The organism is Pseudomonas sp. GL_090, from assembly GCF_057837765.1.
Map to the genome: position 1 here is coordinate 1302588 of NZ_CM174452.1, position 19534 is coordinate 1322121.

Below are 19534 nucleotides of genomic sequence, written 5' to 3' on the forward strand. Positions count from 1 at the left end.
AATCCGGGTTCCGTTTTGCCCTGTCTTGTGATATAAAATGCGCCGCTTTCCGGGGATGTCCCGTAAAGCCTAAATCCACACACGTGTCGACACGATGACCTGGGTGCCTTCAGCTGATGCTGCTGGTTGGTCATTGGGATACGTGGAGGCCAAACCCGACTTATTAAGGAACTATCATGTCCCAAGTCAACATGCGCGATATGCTGAAGGCCGGTGTGCACTTCGGTCACCAGACCCGTTACTGGAACCCGAAAATGGGCAAGTACATTTTCGGCGCGCGTAACAAGATCCACATCATCAACCTTGAAAAAACCCTGCCAATGTTCAACGAAGCTCTGACTTTCGTAGAGCGTCTGGCCCAGGGCAAAAACAAGATTCTGTTCGTCGGCACCAAGCGTTCCGCTGGCAAGATCGTTGCTGAAGAAGCAGCACGTTGCGGTTCGCCGTACGTCGATCACCGCTGGTTGGGCGGCATGCTGACCAACTTCAAAACCATCCGTGCTTCCATCAAGCGTCTGCGTGACCTTGAAGTGCAAGCCGAAGACGGTACTTTCGCCAAGCTGACCAAGAAAGAAGCGCTGATGCGCACTCGTGACCTGGAAAAGCTGGATCGTTCCCTGGGTGGTATCAAGGACATGGGCGGTCTGCCAGACGCTCTGTTCGTTATCGACGTTGATCACGAGCGCATCGCGATCACCGAAGCCAACAAACTGGGCATCCCGGTTATCGGCGTAGTCGATACCAACAGCAGCCCGGAAGGCGTTGACTACATCATCCCAGGCAACGATGACGCAATCCGCGCTATCCAGCTGTACATGGGTTCGATGGCTGACGCTGTCATCCGTGGTCGCAACAATGTTGCCGGCGGCACCGTAGAGTTCGCAGCTGAAGAAACTCAGGCTGCAGCTGAGTAATTGACGCCCTGGCGTTGACTCAGTAAGCAAAAAGGGGGCTTGGCCCCCTTTTTGCCACCTCGAAAACCATTTGTCGGCGCCCACTGCTCTATCTGTAACGTGTGGCAGCTAACAAGGGTGGTTCGGGAAGAATTGATCGCCCGTTCGATCGGGTGGAATGGTTGAAAACCTATCCAAGAGGATTTTGAAATGGCAGAGATTACTGCAGCGTTGGTCAAAGAACTGCGCGAGCGTACTGGCGAAGGCATGATGGATTGCAAAAAGGCCTTGACCAAGGCTGGCGGCGACATCGAGAAAGCCATTGATGACATGCGTGCTTCGGGCGCCATCAAGGCTGCCAAGAAAGCCGGCAACGTTGCCGCTGAAGGCGCTATCGCTCTGAAGGAAGACGGTAAATCCGCCGTTTTGCTGGAAGTGAACTCGCAGACCGACTTCTTGGCCCTGCAGGACGACTTCAAGGAATTTGTTGCAGCAAGCGTTGAAAAAGCGTTCGCCGACAAGATGACTGAAGTTGCTCCGCTGATCGAAGCTCAAGAAACTGCTCGCCTGGTACTGGTCGGCAAGGTTGGCGAAAACGTCAACATCCGTCGTCTGGTACGCGTTGAAGGTGACGTTGTCGGTGGCTACCTGCACGGCAACAAGATCGGTGTTGCAGTTGTCCTGAAAGGCGGCAGTGTTGAGCTGGCCAAGGACATCGCTATGCACGTAGCGGCTACCAATCCTGAATTCCTGCTGCCATCGGAAGTTTCCGCTGAAGCGATCGAGCGCGAGAAAGGCGTGTTCCTGACGCTGAACGCTGACAAGATCGCCGGCAAGCCGGAAAATATCGTTGAAAACATGGTCAAAGGCCGTATCAGCAAGTTCCTGGCCGAAGCCAGCCTGGTTGAGCAGGCTTTCGTCAAGAACCCTGAAATCAAGGTCGGCGAACTGGCCAAGAAAGCCGGCGCTGAAATCGTTTCCTTTACTTACTTCAAAGTAGGCGAAGGCATCGAGAAGCCAGTGGACAACTTCGCAGAAGAAGTTGCTGCCCAGCTGGCTGCCGCCAAGCAATAAGACGGTTTTTTAACTGTCGCCCAGAAGAGGCTGCCCGCTCACGCGCGCAGCCTCTTTTCAGATGGGGTATCAATTTTTATTTGGTTTCCCTTTGGAACTGGCTTGCAAAGCCGTGTTCCGATGGCGCTGAAGCAGCGCCAAGCTAGAGTGAACGCCAGCTGTAAACAGCTCGCAAAGAATTTTTAAAATACGCCGCAGGAGAGATTCGCAATGGCTCAGCAGGGCAGTGGTTATCAGGCTCGCTATAAACGCATTCTACTCAAGCTCAGCGGCGAGGCCCTGATGGGCTCGGAAGAGTTCGGGATCGATCCGAAGGTCCTGGATCGCATGGCATTGGAAGTTGGCCAACTGGTCGGCATCGGTGTTCAGGTCGGTCTGGTCATCGGTGGTGGCAACCTGTTCCGCGGTGAAGCGCTGAGCAAGGCTGGCATGGACCGTGTCACCGGCGACCACATGGGCATGCTGGCCACTGTGATGAACGCCCTGGCCATGCGCGACGCCCTCGAGCGCGCCAACATTTCGGCCATCGTGATGTCCGCTATTTCCATGGTTGGCGTGACCGATCACTATGATCGTCGCAAGGCCATGCGTCACCTGAACTCCAAGGACGTGGTGATTTTCGCGGCCGGTACCGGCAACCCGTTCTTTACGACGGATTCGGCAGCCTGCCTGCGTGCAATCGAAATCGATGCCGACGTCGTGCTCAAGGCGACCAAGGTCGATGGTGTCTACACCGCTGATCCGTTCAAAGACCCGCATGCCGAGAAGTTCGATCATCTGACTTACGATGAAGTGCTGGATCGCAAGTTGGGCGTGATGGATCTGACGGCCATTTGCCTGTGCCGCGACCACAAGATGCCGTTGCGTGTCTTTAACATGAACAAGCCCGGCGCCCTGCTGAACATTGTGCACGGCGGCGCTGAAGGGACCCTGATCGAGGAAGGTCAACAATGATCAACGAAATCAAGAAAGACGCTCAAGAGCGCATGCAGAAATCCCTGGACTCTCTGGCCCATGCTTTTGGTCAGATTCGTACCGGCAAGGCCCACCCAAGCATTCTGGGCAGCGTGATGGTGCCGTACTACGGTGCTGACACCTCCATCACTCAAGTGGCCAACATCACTGTTAAGGACTCGCGCACCCTGCAAGTCGTGGCGTTCGAGCGCAACATGCTCGCGGCGGTCGACAAAGCGATCCAGAGCGCTGGCCTGAACCTCAACCCGACCAACCTGGGCGAGTTGTTGTTGATCTCCATGCCTGCCCTGACCGAAGAAACCCGCAAGGGCTTCACCAAACAGGCGCGCAGTGCTGCCGAAGACGCTCGTGTTGCCGTGCGCAACATTCGTCGCGATGCCTTGGGCGACCTGAAGAAACTGGTTAAAGACAAAGAGATCAGCGAAGACGAGGAGCGTCGTGCCGCTGCCGATATCCAGAAGCTCACCGACAAGGCTGAAGCCGATATCGACGCGGCTACCAAGCAGAAAGAAGCGGATCTGATGGCCGTATAAGGGTCGAGTTTTTAATGGACAAGACCAAGCAGACTGCGCCGTCCGCGGTGCCGCGCCATGTCGCGATCATCATGGATGGCAACAATCGTTGGGCGAAAAAACGCTTTATGCCGGGTGTCGCCGGGCATAAAGCGGGCGTGGATGCGGTACGTGCCGTCATTGAAGTTTGTGCCGAGGCCAAGGTCGAAGTGCTGACCCTGTTCGCCTTTTCCAGCGAGAACTGGCAGCGTCCGGCCGATGAGGTCAGCGCTTTGATGGATCTGTTCTTCAAGGCGCTGCGTCGTGAGGCCAAGCGCCTCAACGACAACAACATCAGCCTGCGGATCATTGGCGATCGCTCGCGCTTTCATCCCGAGTTGCAGGCTGCCATGCGTGAAGCCGAGTCCATGACGGCCGGCGCCAATCGATTCGTCCTGCAGATCGCCGCCAATTACGGCGGTCAGTGGGATATCGCGCAAGCTGCGCAACGACTGGCGCGAGAGGTCCAGGCCGGACACCTGCGTCCGGAAGACATCACGCCTGATCTGCTGCAGACCTGCCTGGCCACGGGCGACCTGCCGCTGCCGGACCTGTGTATCCGCACCGGTGGCGAGCACCGCATCAGCAACTTCCTGCTCTGGCAGCTGGCCTATGCCGAGCTGTATTTCTCCGACCTGTTCTGGCCGGACTTCAAACACGATGCCATGCGCAATGCGCTGGCCGATTTCGCTTCCCGCCAGCGCCGCTTCGGTAAAACGAGCGAGCAGGTCGAGGCTGGAGCCCGGGTTTAATGCTTAAACAACGAATCATCACCGCACTGATCCTGCTGCCGATTGCCCTGTGCGGGTTTTTCCTGCTTGAGGGTTCCGGTTTTGCACTGTTTATCGGGCTGGTCGTGACCCTTGGTGCCTGGGAGTGGGCACGTCTGGCGGGTTTCGCCGGTCAGGCGTTCCGCGTTGGCTATGCCGCCGTGGTCGCTCTGGCGCTGTTCCTCATGTACATCCTGCCAGGCCTCGCGCCTTGGGTGTTGGGCGCGTCAGTGCTGTGGTGGGCTGTGGCGACGTATCTGGTGCTGACCTATCCGCGTTCGAGCGAGCACTGGTCCGCTGCGGCCACCAAATTGGTGATCGGCCTGTTGATTCTCCTGCCAGCCTGGCAAGGTCTGGTGCAGATCAAGCAATACCCATTGGGTAACTGGCTGATCATGGCGGTGATGGTGCTGGTCTGGGGTGCCGATATTGGCGCCTACTTCTCCGGTCGTGCTTTCGGCAAGCGCAAGCTCGCACCGCAGGTCAGTCCGGGCAAAAGCTGGGAAGGCGTGTACGGTGGTCTGGCGCTAAGCCTGGTGATTACCACAATCGTTGCTCTGGTGCGCGACTGGACGGTGGCCGAGCTGTTCAAGGGCTTGATCGGTGCCGTGCTGATCGTGTTCATTTCGGTGGTGGGTGATCTCACTGAAAGCATGTTCAAGCGACAATCCGGGATCAAGGACAGCAGCAACCTGCTTCCGGGGCACGGCGGCGTGCTGGATCGTATCGACAGCCTGACGGCAGCGATTCCAGTGTTCGCGGTACTGCTGTGGATGGCGGCGCCATGAGCCGTCCGCAACAGATTACCGTTCTGGGCGCGACCGGTTCGATTGGCCTGAGTACGCTCGACGTCATCGCTCGTCACCCCGATCGATATCAAGTCTTTGCCTTGACTGGCTTCACTCGCTTGAGCGAATTGCTGGCGCTCTGCGTGCGCCATGTGCCGCGATTTGCCGTGGTGCCTGAAGTCGCAGCTGCCCGCGCCTTGCAGGATGATCTGCATGCGGCAGGCCTTTCGACCCGTGTTCTGGCGGGTGAAGAGGGTTTGTGTCAGGTCGCTTCCGATCCGGAGGTCGATACGGTCATGGCGGCCATCGTCGGTGCGGCCGGATTGCGTCCGACACTGGCGGCGGTCGAGGCCGGAAAGAAGATCCTCCTGGCCAATAAAGAAGCGCTGGTCATGTCCGGCGCGCTGTTCATGCAGGCCGTGCGCAAGAGCGGTTCGGTGTTGCTGCCGATCGATAGCGAGCACAACGCCATTTTCCAGTGCATGCCGCTGGATTATGCCCGTGGTCTTGAGGCGGTCGGCGTACGCCGGATTTTGCTGACGGCTTCCGGTGGTCCGTTCCGACAGACGCCAATGGCCGAGCTGGCGCATGTTTCTCCCGATCAGGCGTGTGCTCACCCGAACTGGTCCATGGGGCGAAAAATCTCCGTTGACTCGGCCAGCATGATGAACAAGGGGCTTGAGCTGATCGAAGCCTGCTGGTTGTTCGATGCCAGACCTTCGCAGGTCGAGGTGGTGATTCACCCGCAAAGCGTGATTCATTCGCTGGTCGACTATGTCGATGGTTCTGTCCTGGCACAGTTGGGAAATCCTGACATGCGCACGCCCATCGCCAATGCCCTGGCGTGGCCTGAGCGGATCGATTCGGGTGTGGCGCCGCTGGATCTGTTTGCCATTGCGCGGCTGGACTTCCAGGCGCCCGATGAAGAGCGTTTCCCTTGCTTGCGTCTGGCCCGTCAGGCGGCCGAAGCGGGTAACAGCGCGCCGGCCATGCTCAATGCGGCGAACGAAGTGGCGGTGGCGGCATTTCTCGACGAGCGGGTTCGTTACCTGGAAATCGCGAGTATCATCGAGGAAGTACTGAATCTGGAGCCCGTAGTGGCTGTGGATGATCTCGATGCAGTGTTCACGGCAGACGCGAAGGCGCGATTGCTGGCCGGACAATGGTTGAGCCGTCACGGGCGGTAAATGCTGCGGATAGTTGGCCGAGGCAGCAGCGGATAGGATTGCGGAGAAAGTAGATGAGCGCGCTCTATATGATTGTCGGCACCCTGGTCGCTCTGGGTGTGCTGGTTACCTTCCACGAGTTCGGCCATTTTTGGGTCGCGCGTCGCTGTGGGGTCAAGGTGCTGCGCTTCTCCGTAGGCTTCGGCATGCCTTTGCTGCGCTGGCACGACAAGCAGGGCACCGAATTTGTCGTCGCCGCCATTCCGTTGGGCGGCTACGTCAAAATGCTCGACGAGCGCGAAGGTGAAGTACCGCTCGATCAGCTTGATCAATCCTTCAATCGCAAGTCCGTTCGGCAGCGCATTGCCATCGTAGCGGCGGGGCCGATTGCCAACTTCCTGCTGGCATTGGCATTCTTCTGGGTGTTGGCAATGCTCGGCAGCGAGCAGGTGCGTCCGGTCATCGGCGCTGTCGAGTCCGGCAGTATTGCGGCCAAGGCAGGTTTGAGCCCCGGTCAGGAAATCGTGGCGATTGATGGTGAGGCGACTTCCGGCTGGGCGGCGGTGAACCTGCAGTTGGTGCGTCGCCTGGGCGAAAGCGGTCAGTTGCAGATAATGGTGCGCGAACAGGGTTCCACCACCGATTCTCCTCGTGAACTTGTACTGGACAAATGGCTCAAAGGGGCCGATGAGCCTGATCCTATCCAGTCGTTGGGGATTCGTCCGTGGCGCCCGGCATTGCCACCAGTCCTGGCTGAACTCGATCCGAAGGGGCCGGCCAAGGCTGCCGGCCTGAAGACCGGTGACCGGTTGCTGGCGCTCGATGGTCGTGGGCTGGATGACTGGCAGCAGGTTGTCGATACCGTCCGTATGCATCCTGATACCAAAATCATGCTGCGGGTTGAGCGCGACGGTGCTCAAATCGACGTCCCGGTAACGCTTGCCGCTCGCGGCGAGAGTAAATCACCCAGCGGCTATTTGGGGGCAGGGGTGAAGGCGATCGACTGGCCGCCGGAGATGATCCGCGAGGTCAGTTACGGGCCATTGGCAGCAATTGGCGAGGGGGCTCGACGCACCTGGACCATGAGTGTGCTGACCCTCGATTCACTGAAGAAAATGTTGTTCGGCGAGCTCTCGGTAAAAAACTTGAGTGGACCGATAACCATTGCTAAAGTGGCGGGCGCTTCGGCCCAGTCGGGTGTCGCTGATTTCCTGAATTTCCTTGCTTATCTGAGTATTAGCCTGGGGGTTCTGAATTTGTTGCCCATTCCAGTACTGGATGGGGGGCATTTGTTGTTTTATCTGATCGAGTGGGTGCGTGGTCGTCCCTTGTCAGATCGGGTGCAAGGTTGGGGGATACAGATCGGCATCAGTTTGGTGATCGGGGTGATGTTGCTTGCTCTGGTCAATGATCTGGGTCGACTGTAACGCTTCGCTGAATTGCGAATCTGCCGCATTTTGCGGCAGTTTGTTTATTGCCAGTTGGAATAAGAAAGGACTTCATGAAACGTCTGCTGCTAACTGCGGTTCTCACCGTATTGATGATCGCCGAAGTTCACGCCGAGTCCTTCACTATCTCTGATATTCGCGTCAATGGCCTCCAGCGGGTCTCCGCGGGTAGCGTCTTTGGTGCTTTGCCGTTGAACGTCGGTGAACAGGCGGACGATCGTCGCCTGGTGGAATCCACTCGTGCGTTGTTCAAAACCGGTTTCTTTCAAGATATCCAGCTGGGCCGCGATGGCAACGTCCTGGTCATCACGGTAGTCGAGCGCCCGTCGGTCGCCAGTATCGAGATCGAAGGCAACAAGGCGATCTCTACCGAAGACCTGATGAAAGGCCTCAAGCAATCCGGTCTGGCCGAAGGCGAGATCTTCCAGCGTGCCACCCTTGAAGGTGTGCGTAACGAACTGCAACGCCAGTACGTCGCCCAGGGTCGCTACTCGGCTACCGTCGACACCGAAGTGGTGCCACAGCCGCGTAACCGCGTCGGCCTGAAGGTCAACATCAACGAAGGCACCGTTGCGGCTATCCAGCACATCAACGTGGTGGGCAACACGGTCTTCCCTGATGAAGACCTGATCGACCTGTTCGAGCTCAAGACCACCAACTGGTTGTCGTTTTTCAAGAACGACGACAAGTACGCCCGTGAAAAACTGTCCGGTGACCTGGAGCGCCTGCGTTCCTACTACCTGGACCGTGGCTATATCAACATGGATATCGCTTCGACCCAGGTCTCCATTACGCCAGACAAAAAGCACGTCTACATCACCGTCAACGTCAACGAAGGCGAGAAGTACACCGTTCGTGACGTCAAACTCAGTGGTGACCTGAAAGTCCCTGAAGACCAGGTCAAGTCCCTGCTGCTGGTGCAAAAAGGCCAGGTGTTCTCGCGCAAGCTGATGACCACCACCTCCGAGCTGATCACCCGTCGCCTGGGTAACGAGGGTTACACCTTCGCCAACGTCAACGGCGTGCCTCAACCCCACGATGAAGATCACACCGTAGACATCCTGTTCGCGGTCGATCCGGGCAAGCGTGCCTACGTGAACCGCATCAACTTCCGTGGCAACACCAAGTCCGAAGACGAAGTGCTGCGTCGTGAAATGCGTCAGATGGAAGGCGGCTGGGCTTCGACCTACCTGATCGACCAATCCAAGACCCGTCTGGAGCGTCTGGGCTTCTTCAAGGAAGTCAACGTCGAGACCCCGGCCGTGCCAGGTGTCGATGACCAGGTGGACGTCAACTACAGCGTTGAAGAGCAAGCCTCCGGTTCGATTACCGCCAGCGTCGGTTTCGCCCAGAGCGCCGGTCTGATCCTCGGTGGTTCGATCACCCAGAACAACTTCCTGGGTACCGGTAACAAGGTCAGCGTCGGCTTGACCAAAAGCGAATACCAGACCCGCTATAACTTCGGCTTTGTCGACCCCTACTGGACCGCCGACGGCGTGAGCCTGGGTTACAACGCGTTCTACCGCACGACTGACTACGATGAGCTCGATACCGACGTCGCCAGCTACGCCGTGGACAGCCTGGGTGCCGGTGTGAGTGTCGGTTATCCAATCAGCGAGACTTCGCGTCTGACCTTCGGCCTGAATGCGCAACAGGACACGATCAAGACTGGCGTTTACACCGTCGACGAAATCTTCGACTTCGTTAACCAGGAAGGCGACAAGTACCTGAACTTCAAGGCTTCGGCCGGTTGGTCCGAGTCCACCCTGAACAAAGGCGTTTTGGCGACTCGTGGTCACTCCCAAAGCTTGACGGCGGAAGTCACCGTGCCGGGTAGCGACTTGTCGTTCTTCAAACTCGATTACCGTGGTCAGTTGTTCCAGCCGCTGAGCGAAAACTACACCATGCGCCTGCACACCGAATTGGGTTATGGCGACGGCTACGGTTCGACCGAAAGCTTGCCATTCTATGAAAACTACTATGCTGGTGGTTTCAACTCGGTTCGTGGCTTCAAGGACAGTACACTGGGGCCGCGTAGTACTCCGAGCCGCGGCGTACTCGAAACGGGCAATGCCGGAACGCAGGCTGACCCGGACCAGGATCCACTGCCGTTCGGTGGTAACGTCCTGATCCAGGGTGGTGTGGAAGTTCTGTTCCCGCTGCCGTTCGTCAAGGATCAACGATCCCTGCGTACCTCGGTATTCTGGGATGTGGGTAACGTATTCGACTCCAAGTGCGAGCAGACGACCAATACCAACCCTGCGTCGAAGTCCAATACGCAGTGTAACGATGTCAGTCTGAGCAACATGGCCAGTTCCGTCGGTGTGGGAGTGACATGGGTCACCGCGCTGGGGCCTCTGAGTTTCGCCCTGGCCATGCCAGTCAAGAAACCGGATGACGCTGAAACCCAAGTGTTCCAATTCTCTCTCGGCCAGACGTTCTAAGCGTCTGACCCAAGATAACGACAATGAATTTTGTAGGAGTGCATCGTGCGTAAGTTGACTCAATTGGTTCTCCTGGCCAGCGTACTGGTCGCTGGTCCGGCGTTCGCCGACATGAAAATTGCTGTTCTGAACTATCAGATGGCTCTGCTGGAGTCCGACGCGGCCAAGAAATACGCCGTGGATGCCGAGAAGAAGTTCGGTCCTCAGCTGACCAAGCTCAAGACACTGGAAAGCAGCGCCAAGGGCATTCAGGATCGCCTGATGGCCGGTGGCGACAAAATGCAGCAGGGCGAGCGCGAGCGTCTAGAGCTTGAGTTCAAGCAAAAGGCCCGTGACTTCCAGTTCCAGTCCAAGGAACTGAACGAAGCCAAAGCCGTTGCCGACCGTGAAATGCTGAAGCAGCTCAAGCCGAAACTGGACAGCGCTGTGGAAGAAGTCATCAAGAAAGGTGCTTTTGACCTGGTCTTCGAGCGTGGCGCAGTGATTGATGTCAAGCCTCAGTACGACATCACCCGCCAGGTTATCGAGCGCATGAATCAGCTGAAGTAACCCATGACCGTGACCATTAAGCTCGGCCAGTTGGCCGAGTTCCTCGGCGCTACACTACGTGGCGACCCCGAGAAAGCAATTACTGGGCTAGCCACCTTGCAGGAGGCTGGCCCAGCTCAGTTGAGCTTTCTCGCAAACCCCCAGTATCGTAAATACCTGGCAGGCAGTCAGGCTGCAGCCCTGTTGCTCAAAGCTGCTGATGCCGAAGGCTTTTCCGGTAATGCGTTGGTGGTGCCTGACCCGTACGCAGCCTACGCCCGTATTTCTCACTTGTTCGATCCCAAGCCCAAAGCGGCTGCCGGTGTTCATCCGACGGCGGTGATCGCGGCGGATGCGGTGGTTGACCCGACGGCGAGTATCGGTGCTTTTGCAGTCATCGAAAGCGGGGTGCATATTGCTGCCGGTACCACCGTTGGCGCGCACTGTTTCATCGGTGCCCGTTGTGTGATCGGCGAAGGTGGCTGGCTCGCTCCGCGCGTGACCTTGTATCACGACGTGCGCGTCGGCAAGCGTGTGGTGATTCAGTCCGGTGCCGTACTCGGTGGTGAAGGTTTCGGTTTTGCCAACGAGAAAGGCATCTGGCAGAAAATCGCCCAGATTGGTGGCGTTTTGATCGGCGACGATGTGGAAATCGGCGTGAATACCGCCATTGACCGTGGTGCACTGGCCGACACCATCATTGGTAACGGTGTGAAACTCGACAACCAGATTCAGATCGCCCACAACGTCCAGGTCGGTGATCACACCGCCATGGCCGCGTGCGTGGGGATTTCCGGCAGCACCAAAATCGGCAAGCACTGCATGCTTGCCGGTGGCGTAGGGCTGGTGGGGCATATCGATATTTGCGACAACGTGTTCATCACCGGGATGACCATGGTGACTCACTCGATCACCGAGCCGGGCGCTTATTCATCCGGTACGGCGATGCAACCAGCGGCCGAATGGCGCAAAAGCGCGGCACGTCTGCGTCAGCTCGATGACATCGCGCGACGTTTGCGACAGCTGGAAAAGCAGGCAGGGGAAGTGACCCCTGGCGGTAAAGCTTCATCAGATGGCTGATACCATTTCCATATCAAGTGTGCACAGCCGCTAGACTGCGTCCTTGATTTGCTAGAGGAGCGCGCGCCAGTCGCGCGCCCCCAATCTTTACATAGGCTTCCCCCCGAAATGATGGACATCAACGAGATTCGCGAATACCTGCCTCACCGTTACCCGTTCCTGCTGGTGGACCGGGTAGTGGAGCTGGATGTTGAAGGCAAGCGCATTCGCGCCTACAAGAATGTCAGCATCAACGAACCGTTCTTCAATGGTCACTTCCCTGCGCATCCAATCATGCCGGGCGTATTGATCATCGAGGCAATGGCTCAGGCTGCCGGGATCCTTGGTTTCAAAATGCTCGACGTGAAGCCGGCCGATGGCACGCTCTACTACTTCGTCGGTTCCGACAAACTGCGTTTCCGCCAGCCTGTGCTGCCGGGCGATCAGTTGATCCTTGAAGCAAAGTTCATCAGCTGCAAGCGTCAGATCTGGAAGTTCGAATGCCAGGCTTCGGTCGATGGCAAACCGGTCTGCTCTGCTGAAATCATCTGCGCGGAACGCAAGCTATGAGTTTGATTGACCCTCGTGCAATCATCGATCCGTCGGCTGTTCTGGCTGACGGCGTCGAGGTCGGCCCGTGGTCGATCGTCGGCGCAGGTGTGGAAATCGGCGAGGGGACAGTCATCGGGCCACACGTGATTCTCAAGGGCCCGACCCGAATCGGTAAGTACAATCGCATCTACCAGTTTTCCTCGGTGGGCGAAGACACACCCGACCTGAAGTACAAGGGCGAGGAAACCCGCCTGGTGATCGGTGATCACAACGTCATTCGTGAAGGCGTGACGATTCACCGTGGCACTGTCCAGGACCGTTCGGAAACGACCCTGGGCGATCACAACCTGATCATGGCCTATGCCCACATCGGCCACGACAGCGTTATCGGCAACCACTGCATCCTGGTGAACAACACCGCACTGGCGGGCCATGTGCACGTGGAAGATTGGGCGATCCTCTCCGGTTTTACGCTGGTTCACCAGTATTGCCACATTGGCGCCCACAGCTTTTCAGGCATGGGTACGGCGATCGGCAAGGATGTTCCTGCGTATGTCACGGTGTTCGGCAACCCTGCCGAAGCCCGCAGCATGAACTTCGAGGGCATGCGCCGTCGGGGCTTCAGCGAAGATGCGATCCATGCGCTGCGTCGTGCCTACAAGGTGGTGTACCGCCAGGGCCTGACCGTGGAGCAGGCACTCGCCGAACTGGCCGAGCCTTCTGCGCAGTTCCCGGAAGTAGCGGTGTTCCGTGACTCCATCCAGTCTTCGACTCGCGGCATCACTCGCTGACCATGGCCAATCTGCGTATTGCGCTGGTAGCGGGTGAAGCTTCCGGCGACATTCTGGGTGCGGGCCTCATGCGCGCGCTCAAGGCTCGTCACCCGGCTGTCGAGTTCATCGGTGTCGGTGGTCCGTTGATGCAGTCTGAAGGCCTGACCTCGTATTTTCCGATGGAGCGTCTGTCCGTCATGGGCCTGGTGGAAGTGCTGGGCCGGTTGCGCGAACTGCTGGCGCGGCGCAAGAAGCTGGTCGCCGACCTGATCGACGCGAAACCCGATGTGTTCATCGGTATCGACGCACCGGACTTCAACCTCAATATCGAACTCAAGCTGCGTCAGGCCGGAATCAAGACCGTGCATTACGTCAGCCCGTCGGTCTGGGCCTGGCGGCAGAAACGCGTGCTGAAGATTCGCGAAGGCTGCGACCTGATGCTCACGCTGTTCCCGTTCGAAGCCAGGTTCTACGAAGAGAAGGGCGTGCCGGTGCGGTTCGTCGGCCATACCCTGGCCGATGCCATTCCACTGCAGGCCGATCGCGCGGCTGCCCGGGCCGAACTCGGTTTGCCCGACGGGCCGCTGGTGGCGTTGATGCCCGGCAGCCGCGGTGGTGAAGTTGGCCGGCTCGGTGCGTTGTTCCTCGACACGGCCCAGCGCTTGCGAGCGTTGCGCCCGGGTGTGCGGTTTGTCATGCCATGCGCCAGTGCGCAACGTCGCGCACAGCTTGAAGAACTGTTGGCCGGTCGCGATCTGCCCCTGACCCTGCTCGACGGCCAGTCTCATCTGGCCCTGGCAGCGTGCGATGCGGTGTTGATTGCCTCGGGCACCGCAACGCTTGAAGCGCTGCTGTACAAGCGACCGATGGTGGTCGCCTATCGCCTGGCGCCGCTGACGTTCTGGATTCTCAAGCGCATGGTGAAAAGCCCCTACATTTCGTTGCCGAACCTGTTGGCCCAGCGTCTGTTGGTACCCGAGTTGTTGCAGGACGATGCCACGGTCGAAGCGCTGGCCCAGACCTTGTCGCCGCTGATCGAAGGTGGGGAAGAGCAGACCCGCGGTTTCGACGAGATTCACCGGACCCTGCGTCTGGATGCCTCCAACCAGGCTGCGGACGCAGTGCTGAACCTGATCGGCCAAGTAAAATGAGTAAAACGAATATGCAGATGGGGCTGGATTTCACCTTGGTCGCTGAAATCGAAGAGTTGGTTGCCGGTGTCGATGAAGTGGGGCGCGGCCCGCTCTGTGGCGCAGTGGTGACGGCGGCAGTGATCCTTGATCCAAACCGCCCGATCCTCGGCCTGAACGATTCGAAGAAACTCACCGAAGCCCGCCGTGAAAAGCTCTACGACGAAATCTGCGAAAAGGCCCTGAGCTGGTGCATCGCTCGCGCCGAAGTCGAAGAAATCGACGAGCTGAATATCCTGCACGCCACCATGTTGGCCATGCAGCGCGCGGTCGCTGGGCTGCACGTTCAGCCAAAACTGGCGATGATCGACGGCAACCGTTGCCCGAAACTGCCGATGCGCTCCGAGGCTGTGGTCAAAGGCGATAGCAAGGTCCCCGCCATCGCCGCCGCATCGATTCTGGCCAAGGTCAGTCGCGACCGGGAAATGGCTGCGTTCGAATTGATCTACCCGGGTTACGGTATTGGCGGGCACAAAGGCTACCCGACCCCCGTTCATCTGGAAGCGCTCGCCCGTCTTGGTCCTACCCCGATTCACCGGCGTTCGTTTGCTCCGGTCCGGATGGCGTATGAAGCGTTGGAAATCATCATCGAGAGTTAGTCGCAAGGCTGATTTTTTCTACCAAGGCCCGGTACAATCCGGGCCTTGTTGTCTTCACGCTTACAGACAGGATCACTATGCCGGCTTCATTCGTTCACCTACGCCTGCACACTGAATACTCCCTGGTCGACGGTCTGGTGCGGATCAAACCGCTGGTCAAGACCCTCGTCGGCATGAACATGCCTGCCGTGGCGGTCACCGACCAGAACAACATGTGTTCCCTGGTCAAATTCTATAAAAACGCCATGGGTGCCGGGATCAAGCCGATCTGCGGTGCCGACCTGTGGCTGTCGAACAAGGATCCGGACAACCCGCTGAGCCGGATCAGCCTGCTGGTGATGAACGCCGAAGGCTATCGCAACCTCACCGAACTGATTTCACGCGGCTTCATCGACGGTCAGCGCAATGGTGCGGTCATCATCGAACGCGAATGGGTTGCTGAAGCCAACTCGGGCTTGATCATGCTGTCGGCGGCCAAGGAAGGCGAGATCGGCCAGGCCATGCTCGGCGGCAACCCGGCCGAGGCCGAAACCCTGGCTCGCGAATGGATGGAAGTGTTTCCGGACCGTTTTTATCTGGAAATCCAGCGCACCAACCGCCCCAACGATGAAGAGCAACTGCACGGCGCCGTGGCCCTGGCCGAGAGGCTCGGTGCGCCGCTGGTCGCGACCAACGATGTGCGCTTCATCAAGCAGGAAGACTTCGCCGCCCACGAAACCCGCGTTTGCATCGGTGAGGGCCGCGCCCTCGATGATCCGCGGCGTTCGAAGAATTACAGCGATCAGCAGTACCTCAAAAGCGCCGAGGAAATGGCCGAGCTGTTCAGCGACATTCCCGAGGCGCTGGAAAACACCGTCGAGATCGCCAAGCGCTGCAACATCGAAGTGAAGCTGGGTACGCACTTCCTGCCCAACTTCCCGATCCCCGATGGCATGACCATCGACGAGTACTTCCGCAAGGTGTCCTTCGACGGCCTGGAAGAGCGCCTTAGTGTTCTGCTGCCCAAAGACACCACCGAAGACTACGAAGCCAAGCGTCAGGTCTATGTCGACCGACTGAATTTCGAACTGGATATCATCATCCAGATGGGGTTCCCCGGTTACTTCCTGATCGTGATGGACTTTATCCAGTGGGCCAAAAACAACGGCGTACCAGTGGGCCCTGGCCGTGGATCGGGTGCCGGGTCGCTGGTGGCCTACGTACAGAAGATCACCGACCTCGACCCGCTGGAATATGACCTGCTGTTCGAACGTTTCCTTAACCCGGAACGGGTATCCATGCCCGACTTCGACGTCGACTTCTGCATGGACGGTCGCGACCGGGTCATCGACTACGTGGCCGAGAAGTACGGCCGCAATGCCGTGAGCCAGATCATCACCTTCGGTTCCATGGCCGCAAAGGCTGTGGTCCGCGACGTGGCGCGGGTGCAGGGCAAGTCCTATGGCCTGGCGGATCGTCTGTCGAAGATGATTCCGTTCGAAGTCGGCATGACCCTGGAAAAGGCCTACGAACAGGAAGAGATCCTGCGCGACTTCATCAAGGTCGATGAAGAGGCCGCGGAAATCTGGGAGATGGCCCGCAAGCTCGAAGGCGTTGTGCGTAACGTCGGCAAGCACGCCGGTGGTGTGGTTATCGCCCCGACCAAGCTGACCGACTTCTCGCCGATCTACTGCGACGAGGCCGGTGACGGTCTGGTAACCCAGTTCGACAAGGACGACGTTGAAGCTGCCGGCCTGGTGAAGTTCGACTTCCTCGGCCTGCGGACCCTGACGATCATCGACTGGGCGCTGAAAACCATCAACCGCGACCGCGCCAAGGTCAACGAGCCGCCGCTGGATATCGCGTTCATCCCGCTGGACGACAAGCCGACCTATACGCTGCTGCAAAAAGCCGAAACCACGGCGGTCTTCCAGCTTGAATCCCGGGGCATGAAGGAGCTGATCAAAAAGCTCAAGCCCGACTGCCTGGAAGACTTGATTGCACTGGTGGCGCTGTTCCGTCCGGGTCCGCTGCAATCGGGCATGGTGGACGACTTCATCAACCGCAAGCACGGTCGCGCCGAGCTGGCGTATCCGCACTCGGACTACCAGTACGAGGGCCTCAAGCCCGTACTGGCACCGACTTACGGCATCATCCTGTATCAGGAACAGGTGATGCAGATTGCCCAGGTCATGGCCGGTTACACCCTCGGTGGTGCGGACATGCTGCGTCGCGCCATGGGTAAGAAAAAACCCGAGGAAATGGCCAAGCAGCGTGGCGGCTTCATTGAAGGTTGCGCCACCAACAATATCGACGCGGACCTCGCCGGTAACATTTTCGACCTGGTGGAAAAATTCGCCGGTTACGGCTTCAACAAATCCCACTCCGCTGCCTATGGCCTGGTGTCGTACCAGACCGCATGGCTGAAGGCGCACTACCCGGCGCCGTTCATGGCGGCGGTACTCTCGGCGGATATGCACAACACCGACAAGGTCGTGACCTTGATCGAAGAAGTGCGGACCATGAAGCTGCGTCTCGACGCGCCGGACGTGAACACGTCCGAATTCAAGTTCACGGTGAACGACGAAGGCCGGATCATTTACGGCCTGGGCGCCATCAAGGGCGTGGGCGAGGGTCCGGTCGAGGCGATCACCGAAGCGCGTCTGGCCGGTCCGTTCAAGGATCTGTTCGATTTCTGCGCCCGGGTCGACCTCAAGCGCATCAACAAGCGCACCCTCGACGGTTTGATCCGCAGCGGTGCCCTGGATCGCCTCGGGCCGTATTTCCACGATGAGCAGAAAGCCTACCAGGCCAACATCGACCGCAATCGCGCGGTGCTGCTGACAGCCATGGAAGAAGCGATCAAGGCGGCCGAACAGACCGCGCGCACTCAGGACAGCGGTCACTCCGACCTGTTTGGCGGTCTGTTTGTCGAAGAGGACGCCGACGTCTACGCCAACCACCGCAAGGCCAAGGAGCTGACCCTCAAGGAGCGCCTGAAAGGGGAGAAAGATACCCTCGGCCTGTACCTGACCGGTCACCCGATTGACGAATACGAAGGTGAAATCCGTCGCTTCGCCCGCCAACGCATCATCGATCTGAAACCGGCGCGTGATACCCAGACGGTTGCAGGGATGATCATCGCCTTGCGGGTGATGAAGAACAAAAAGGGCGACAAGATGGGGTTCATCACCCTCGACGACCGCTCCGGGCGGATCGAGGCCTCGCTGTTTTCCGAGGCGTTCCATTCCGCGCAGTCGCTGTTGCAGACCGACGCGATGGTGGTGGTCGAAGGCGAGGTCAGCAACGACGACTTCTCCGGTGGCCTGAAGTTGCGGGTCAAGCGGGTGATGAGCATGGAGGATGCGCGCACCAATCTGGCCGAAAGCCTGCGCCTGAAGTTGCATGCCAAGGACCTCAAGGGCGATCAGCTACGCTGGCTGGGTGAGCTGTTGAAGCGTCACCGCGGCGCGTGCCCGGTCACCATGGACTACACCAGCCCCGATGCGAAGGCCATGTTGCAGTTCGGCGAAGGCTGGCGAATCGATCCGGCGGATGCGTTGATTCAAGCCCTGCGTGACCAGTTCGGGCGAGACAACGTCTTCCTCCAATACCGTTGACGGTCAGTGCTATCAGAATGCCCTGACCTTGACCTGAATTTTTAATCTCGACCTCAACGCGCCTGTCCCTTAAGGTAGGGCGCGAATAGACAACCGGCCGGCCCAAGAACCCTTGGGACTCGACCCAAGACGGACGCCTATGAACCCGAATTTTCTAGATTTCGAACAGCCGATCGCCGACCTGCAAGCCAAGATCGAAGAGTTGCGCTTGGTCGGTAATGACAATTCGCTGAATATCGGCGATGAGATCTCCCGCCTGCAGGACAAGAGCAAAACGCTGACCGAAGACATCTTCGGCAAGCTGACCAGCTGGCAGATCGCACGTCTGGCGCGTCACCCGAAACGTCCGTATACCCTGGACTACATCGAACACATCTTCACCGAGTTCGACGAACTGCACGGTGACCGTCACTTCTCGGACGACGCCGCGATCGTTGGCGGTATTGCCCGTCTGGACGATAAGCCGGTGATGATCATCGGTCACCAGAAAGGCCGTGAAGTGCGCGAGAAGGTTCGCCGCAACTTCGGCATGCCGCGTCCGGAAGGCTACCGCAAGGCTTGCCGCCTGATGGAAATGGCCGAGCGTTTCAAAATGCCGATCCTGACCTTCATCGACACCCCGGGCGCTTACCCTGGCATCGACGCTGAAGAGCGCAACCAGAGCGAGGCGATTGCCTGGAACCTGCGTGTCATGGCTCGCCTGAAAACCCCAATCATCGCCACCGTGATCGGTGAGGGTGGTTCCGGCGGTGCACTGGCGATCGGTGTCTGCGACCAGTTGAACATGCTGGAATACTCGACCTACGCGGTGATCTCGCCGGAAGGTTGCGCTTCGATTCTGTGGAAAACCGCCGAGAAAGCACCGGATGCCGCAGAAGCGATGGGCATCACCGCCGAGCGCCTTAAAGGCCTGGGCATCGTGGACAAGGTGATTGGCGAGCCACTGGGTGGCGCGCACCGTGACCCGGCCGCCGCCGCCGCATCGATCCGCGCCGAGCTGAGCTCGCAACTGTCGATGCTGAAGAAGTTCGACAACGATGCGCTGCTCAAGCGCCGCTACGATCGACTGATGAGCTACGGTCTCTAAGTCGAACACGCAGTGCCCATGTGGGAGCGAGCCTGCTC

17 protein-coding genes are annotated in these 19534 nt (G+C 58.6%); all 17 read left to right on the plus strand.

Features of this window, described 5'->3' with window-relative positions; all coding sequences use genetic code 11:
* Positions 1-176 precede the first annotated feature (176 nt).
* A complete protein-coding gene (gene rpsB, locus AC3ITA_RS05685) occupies positions 177-914 on the plus strand; it encodes a 30S ribosomal protein S2 (protein ID WP_008052780.1) in 738 nt (245 codons plus the stop codon).
* Between the two features lie 189 nt (positions 915-1103).
* Positions 1104-1967, plus strand: a complete 864-nt coding sequence (tsf, locus tag AC3ITA_RS05690; protein WP_095943873.1) for a translation elongation factor Ts — start codon at positions 1104-1106, stop codon at positions 1965-1967.
* A gap of 210 nt (positions 1968-2177) precedes the next feature.
* Positions 2178-2921, plus strand: a complete 744-nt coding sequence (gene pyrH, locus AC3ITA_RS05695) for a UMP kinase (RefSeq protein ID WP_003222124.1) — start codon at positions 2178-2180, stop codon at positions 2919-2921.
* Positions 2918-3475 (plus strand): ribosome recycling factor, encoded by a 558-nt coding sequence (gene frr, locus AC3ITA_RS05700; protein WP_042557876.1) that lies wholly within the window; start codon positions 2918-2920, stop codon positions 3473-3475. The genes pyrH and frr overlap by 4 nt, the downstream gene beginning before the upstream one ends.
* 14 nt (positions 3476-3489) lie before the next feature.
* Positions 3490-4245, plus strand: coding sequence for a polyprenyl diphosphate synthase (gene uppS, locus AC3ITA_RS05705; RefSeq protein ID WP_095943874.1), 756 nt, complete (start codon positions 3490-3492; stop codon positions 4243-4245).
* The gene (locus tag AC3ITA_RS05710) at positions 4245-5051 is read left to right on the plus strand and encodes a phosphatidate cytidylyltransferase (protein WP_489279721.1); all 807 of its coding nucleotides are present in this window, start codon (positions 4245-4247) and stop codon (positions 5049-5051) included. The genes uppS and AC3ITA_RS05710 overlap by 1 nt, the downstream gene beginning before the upstream one ends.
* Positions 5048-6238, plus strand: coding sequence for a 1-deoxy-D-xylulose-5-phosphate reductoisomerase (ispC, locus tag AC3ITA_RS05715; RefSeq protein ID WP_095943876.1), 1191 nt, complete (start codon positions 5048-5050; stop codon positions 6236-6238). The genes AC3ITA_RS05710 and ispC overlap by 4 nt, the downstream gene beginning before the upstream one ends.
* A gap of 53 nt (positions 6239-6291) precedes the next feature.
* Positions 6292-7644 (plus strand): sigma E protease regulator RseP, encoded by a 1353-nt coding sequence (gene rseP, locus AC3ITA_RS05720; protein WP_095943877.1) that lies wholly within the window; start codon positions 6292-6294, stop codon positions 7642-7644.
* Between the two features lie 74 nt (positions 7645-7718).
* Positions 7719-10109, plus strand: coding sequence for an outer membrane protein assembly factor BamA (gene bamA, locus AC3ITA_RS05725; RefSeq protein ID WP_095943878.1), 2391 nt, complete (start codon positions 7719-7721; stop codon positions 10107-10109).
* A gap of 45 nt (positions 10110-10154) precedes the next feature.
* A complete protein-coding gene (locus AC3ITA_RS05730) occupies positions 10155-10658 on the plus strand; it encodes an OmpH/Skp family outer membrane protein (RefSeq protein ID WP_007990260.1) in 504 nt (167 codons plus the stop codon).
* 3 nt (positions 10659-10661) lie between these two features.
* Positions 10662-11717, plus strand: a complete 1056-nt coding sequence (gene lpxD / locus AC3ITA_RS05735) for a UDP-3-O-(3-hydroxymyristoyl)glucosamine N-acyltransferase (RefSeq protein WP_150673049.1) — start codon at positions 10662-10664, stop codon at positions 11715-11717.
* A 108-nt stretch (positions 11718-11825) separates the two neighbouring features.
* Positions 11826-12266: a 3-hydroxyacyl-ACP dehydratase FabZ gene (gene fabZ / locus AC3ITA_RS05740; protein WP_007978374.1), complete on the plus strand. Its 441-nt coding sequence runs from the start codon at positions 11826-11828 to the stop codon at positions 12264-12266.
* Complete coding sequence (gene lpxA / locus AC3ITA_RS05745) at positions 12263-13039, plus strand: acyl-ACP--UDP-N-acetylglucosamine O-acyltransferase (protein ID WP_095943880.1); 777 nt, start codon at positions 12263-12265, stop codon at positions 13037-13039. Before fabZ ends, lpxA begins: the two co-directional genes overlap by 4 nt.
* Positions 13040-13041: 2 nt before the next feature.
* Positions 13042-14172 (plus strand): lipid-A-disaccharide synthase, encoded by a 1131-nt coding sequence (gene lpxB / locus AC3ITA_RS05750; protein WP_095943881.1) that lies wholly within the window; start codon positions 13042-13044, stop codon positions 14170-14172.
* An 11-nt stretch (positions 14173-14183) separates the two neighbouring features.
* Complete coding sequence (gene rnhB, locus AC3ITA_RS05755) at positions 14184-14810, plus strand: ribonuclease HII (protein WP_414929220.1); 627 nt, start codon at positions 14184-14186, stop codon at positions 14808-14810.
* Between the two features lie 77 nt (positions 14811-14887).
* Positions 14888-18409: a DNA polymerase III subunit alpha gene (gene dnaE / locus AC3ITA_RS05760; RefSeq protein ID WP_095943883.1), complete on the plus strand. Its 3522-nt coding sequence runs from the start codon at positions 14888-14890 to the stop codon at positions 18407-18409.
* 139 nt (positions 18410-18548) lie between these two features.
* Positions 18549-19496, plus strand: a complete 948-nt coding sequence (locus AC3ITA_RS05765; protein WP_489279725.1) for an acetyl-CoA carboxylase carboxyltransferase subunit alpha — start codon at positions 18549-18551, stop codon at positions 19494-19496.
* The last annotated feature ends 38 nt before the right edge of the window (positions 19497-19534 follow it).

Excerpts from the sequence above, each read along its gene's own strand:
- lpxB (WP_095943881.1), top strand. The coding sequence starts at position 13,042 with ATGGCCAATCTGCGTATTGCGCTGGTAGCGGGTGAAGCTTCCGGCGAC.
- ispC (WP_095943876.1), top strand. The coding sequence starts at position 5,048 with ATGAGCCGTCCGCAACAGATTACCGTTCTGGGCGCGACCGGTTCGATT.
- uppS (WP_095943874.1), top strand. The coding sequence starts at position 3,490 with ATGGACAAGACCAAGCAGACTGCGCCGTCCGCGGTGCCGCGCCATGTC.
- fabZ (WP_007978374.1), top strand. The coding sequence starts at position 11,826 with ATGATGGACATCAACGAGATTCGCGAATACCTGCCTCACCGTTACCCG.
- rnhB (WP_414929220.1), top strand. The coding sequence starts at position 14,184 with ATGCAGATGGGGCTGGATTTCACCTTGGTCGCTGAAATCGAAGAGTTG.
- rpsB (WP_008052780.1), top strand. The coding sequence starts at position 177 with ATGTCCCAAGTCAACATGCGCGATATGCTGAAGGCCGGTGTGCACTTC.
- AC3ITA_RS05710 (WP_489279721.1), top strand. The coding sequence starts at position 4,245 with ATGCTTAAACAACGAATCATCACCGCACTGATCCTGCTGCCGATTGCC.
- dnaE (WP_095943883.1), top strand. The coding sequence starts at position 14,888 with ATGCCGGCTTCATTCGTTCACCTACGCCTGCACACTGAATACTCCCTG.
- AC3ITA_RS05765 (WP_489279725.1), top strand. The coding sequence starts at position 18,549 with ATGAACCCGAATTTTCTAGATTTCGAACAGCCGATCGCCGACCTGCAA.
- bamA (WP_095943878.1), top strand. The coding sequence starts at position 7,719 with ATGAAACGTCTGCTGCTAACTGCGGTTCTCACCGTATTGATGATCGCC.
- pyrH (WP_003222124.1), top strand. The coding sequence starts at position 2,178 with ATGGCTCAGCAGGGCAGTGGTTATCAGGCTCGCTATAAACGCATTCTA.
- lpxD (WP_150673049.1), top strand. The coding sequence starts at position 10,662 with ATGACCGTGACCATTAAGCTCGGCCAGTTGGCCGAGTTCCTCGGCGCT.
- lpxA (WP_095943880.1), top strand. The coding sequence starts at position 12,263 with ATGAGTTTGATTGACCCTCGTGCAATCATCGATCCGTCGGCTGTTCTG.
- tsf (WP_095943873.1), top strand. The coding sequence starts at position 1,104 with ATGGCAGAGATTACTGCAGCGTTGGTCAAAGAACTGCGCGAGCGTACT.
- rseP (WP_095943877.1), top strand. The coding sequence starts at position 6,292 with ATGAGCGCGCTCTATATGATTGTCGGCACCCTGGTCGCTCTGGGTGTG.
- frr (WP_042557876.1), top strand. The coding sequence starts at position 2,918 with ATGATCAACGAAATCAAGAAAGACGCTCAAGAGCGCATGCAGAAATCC.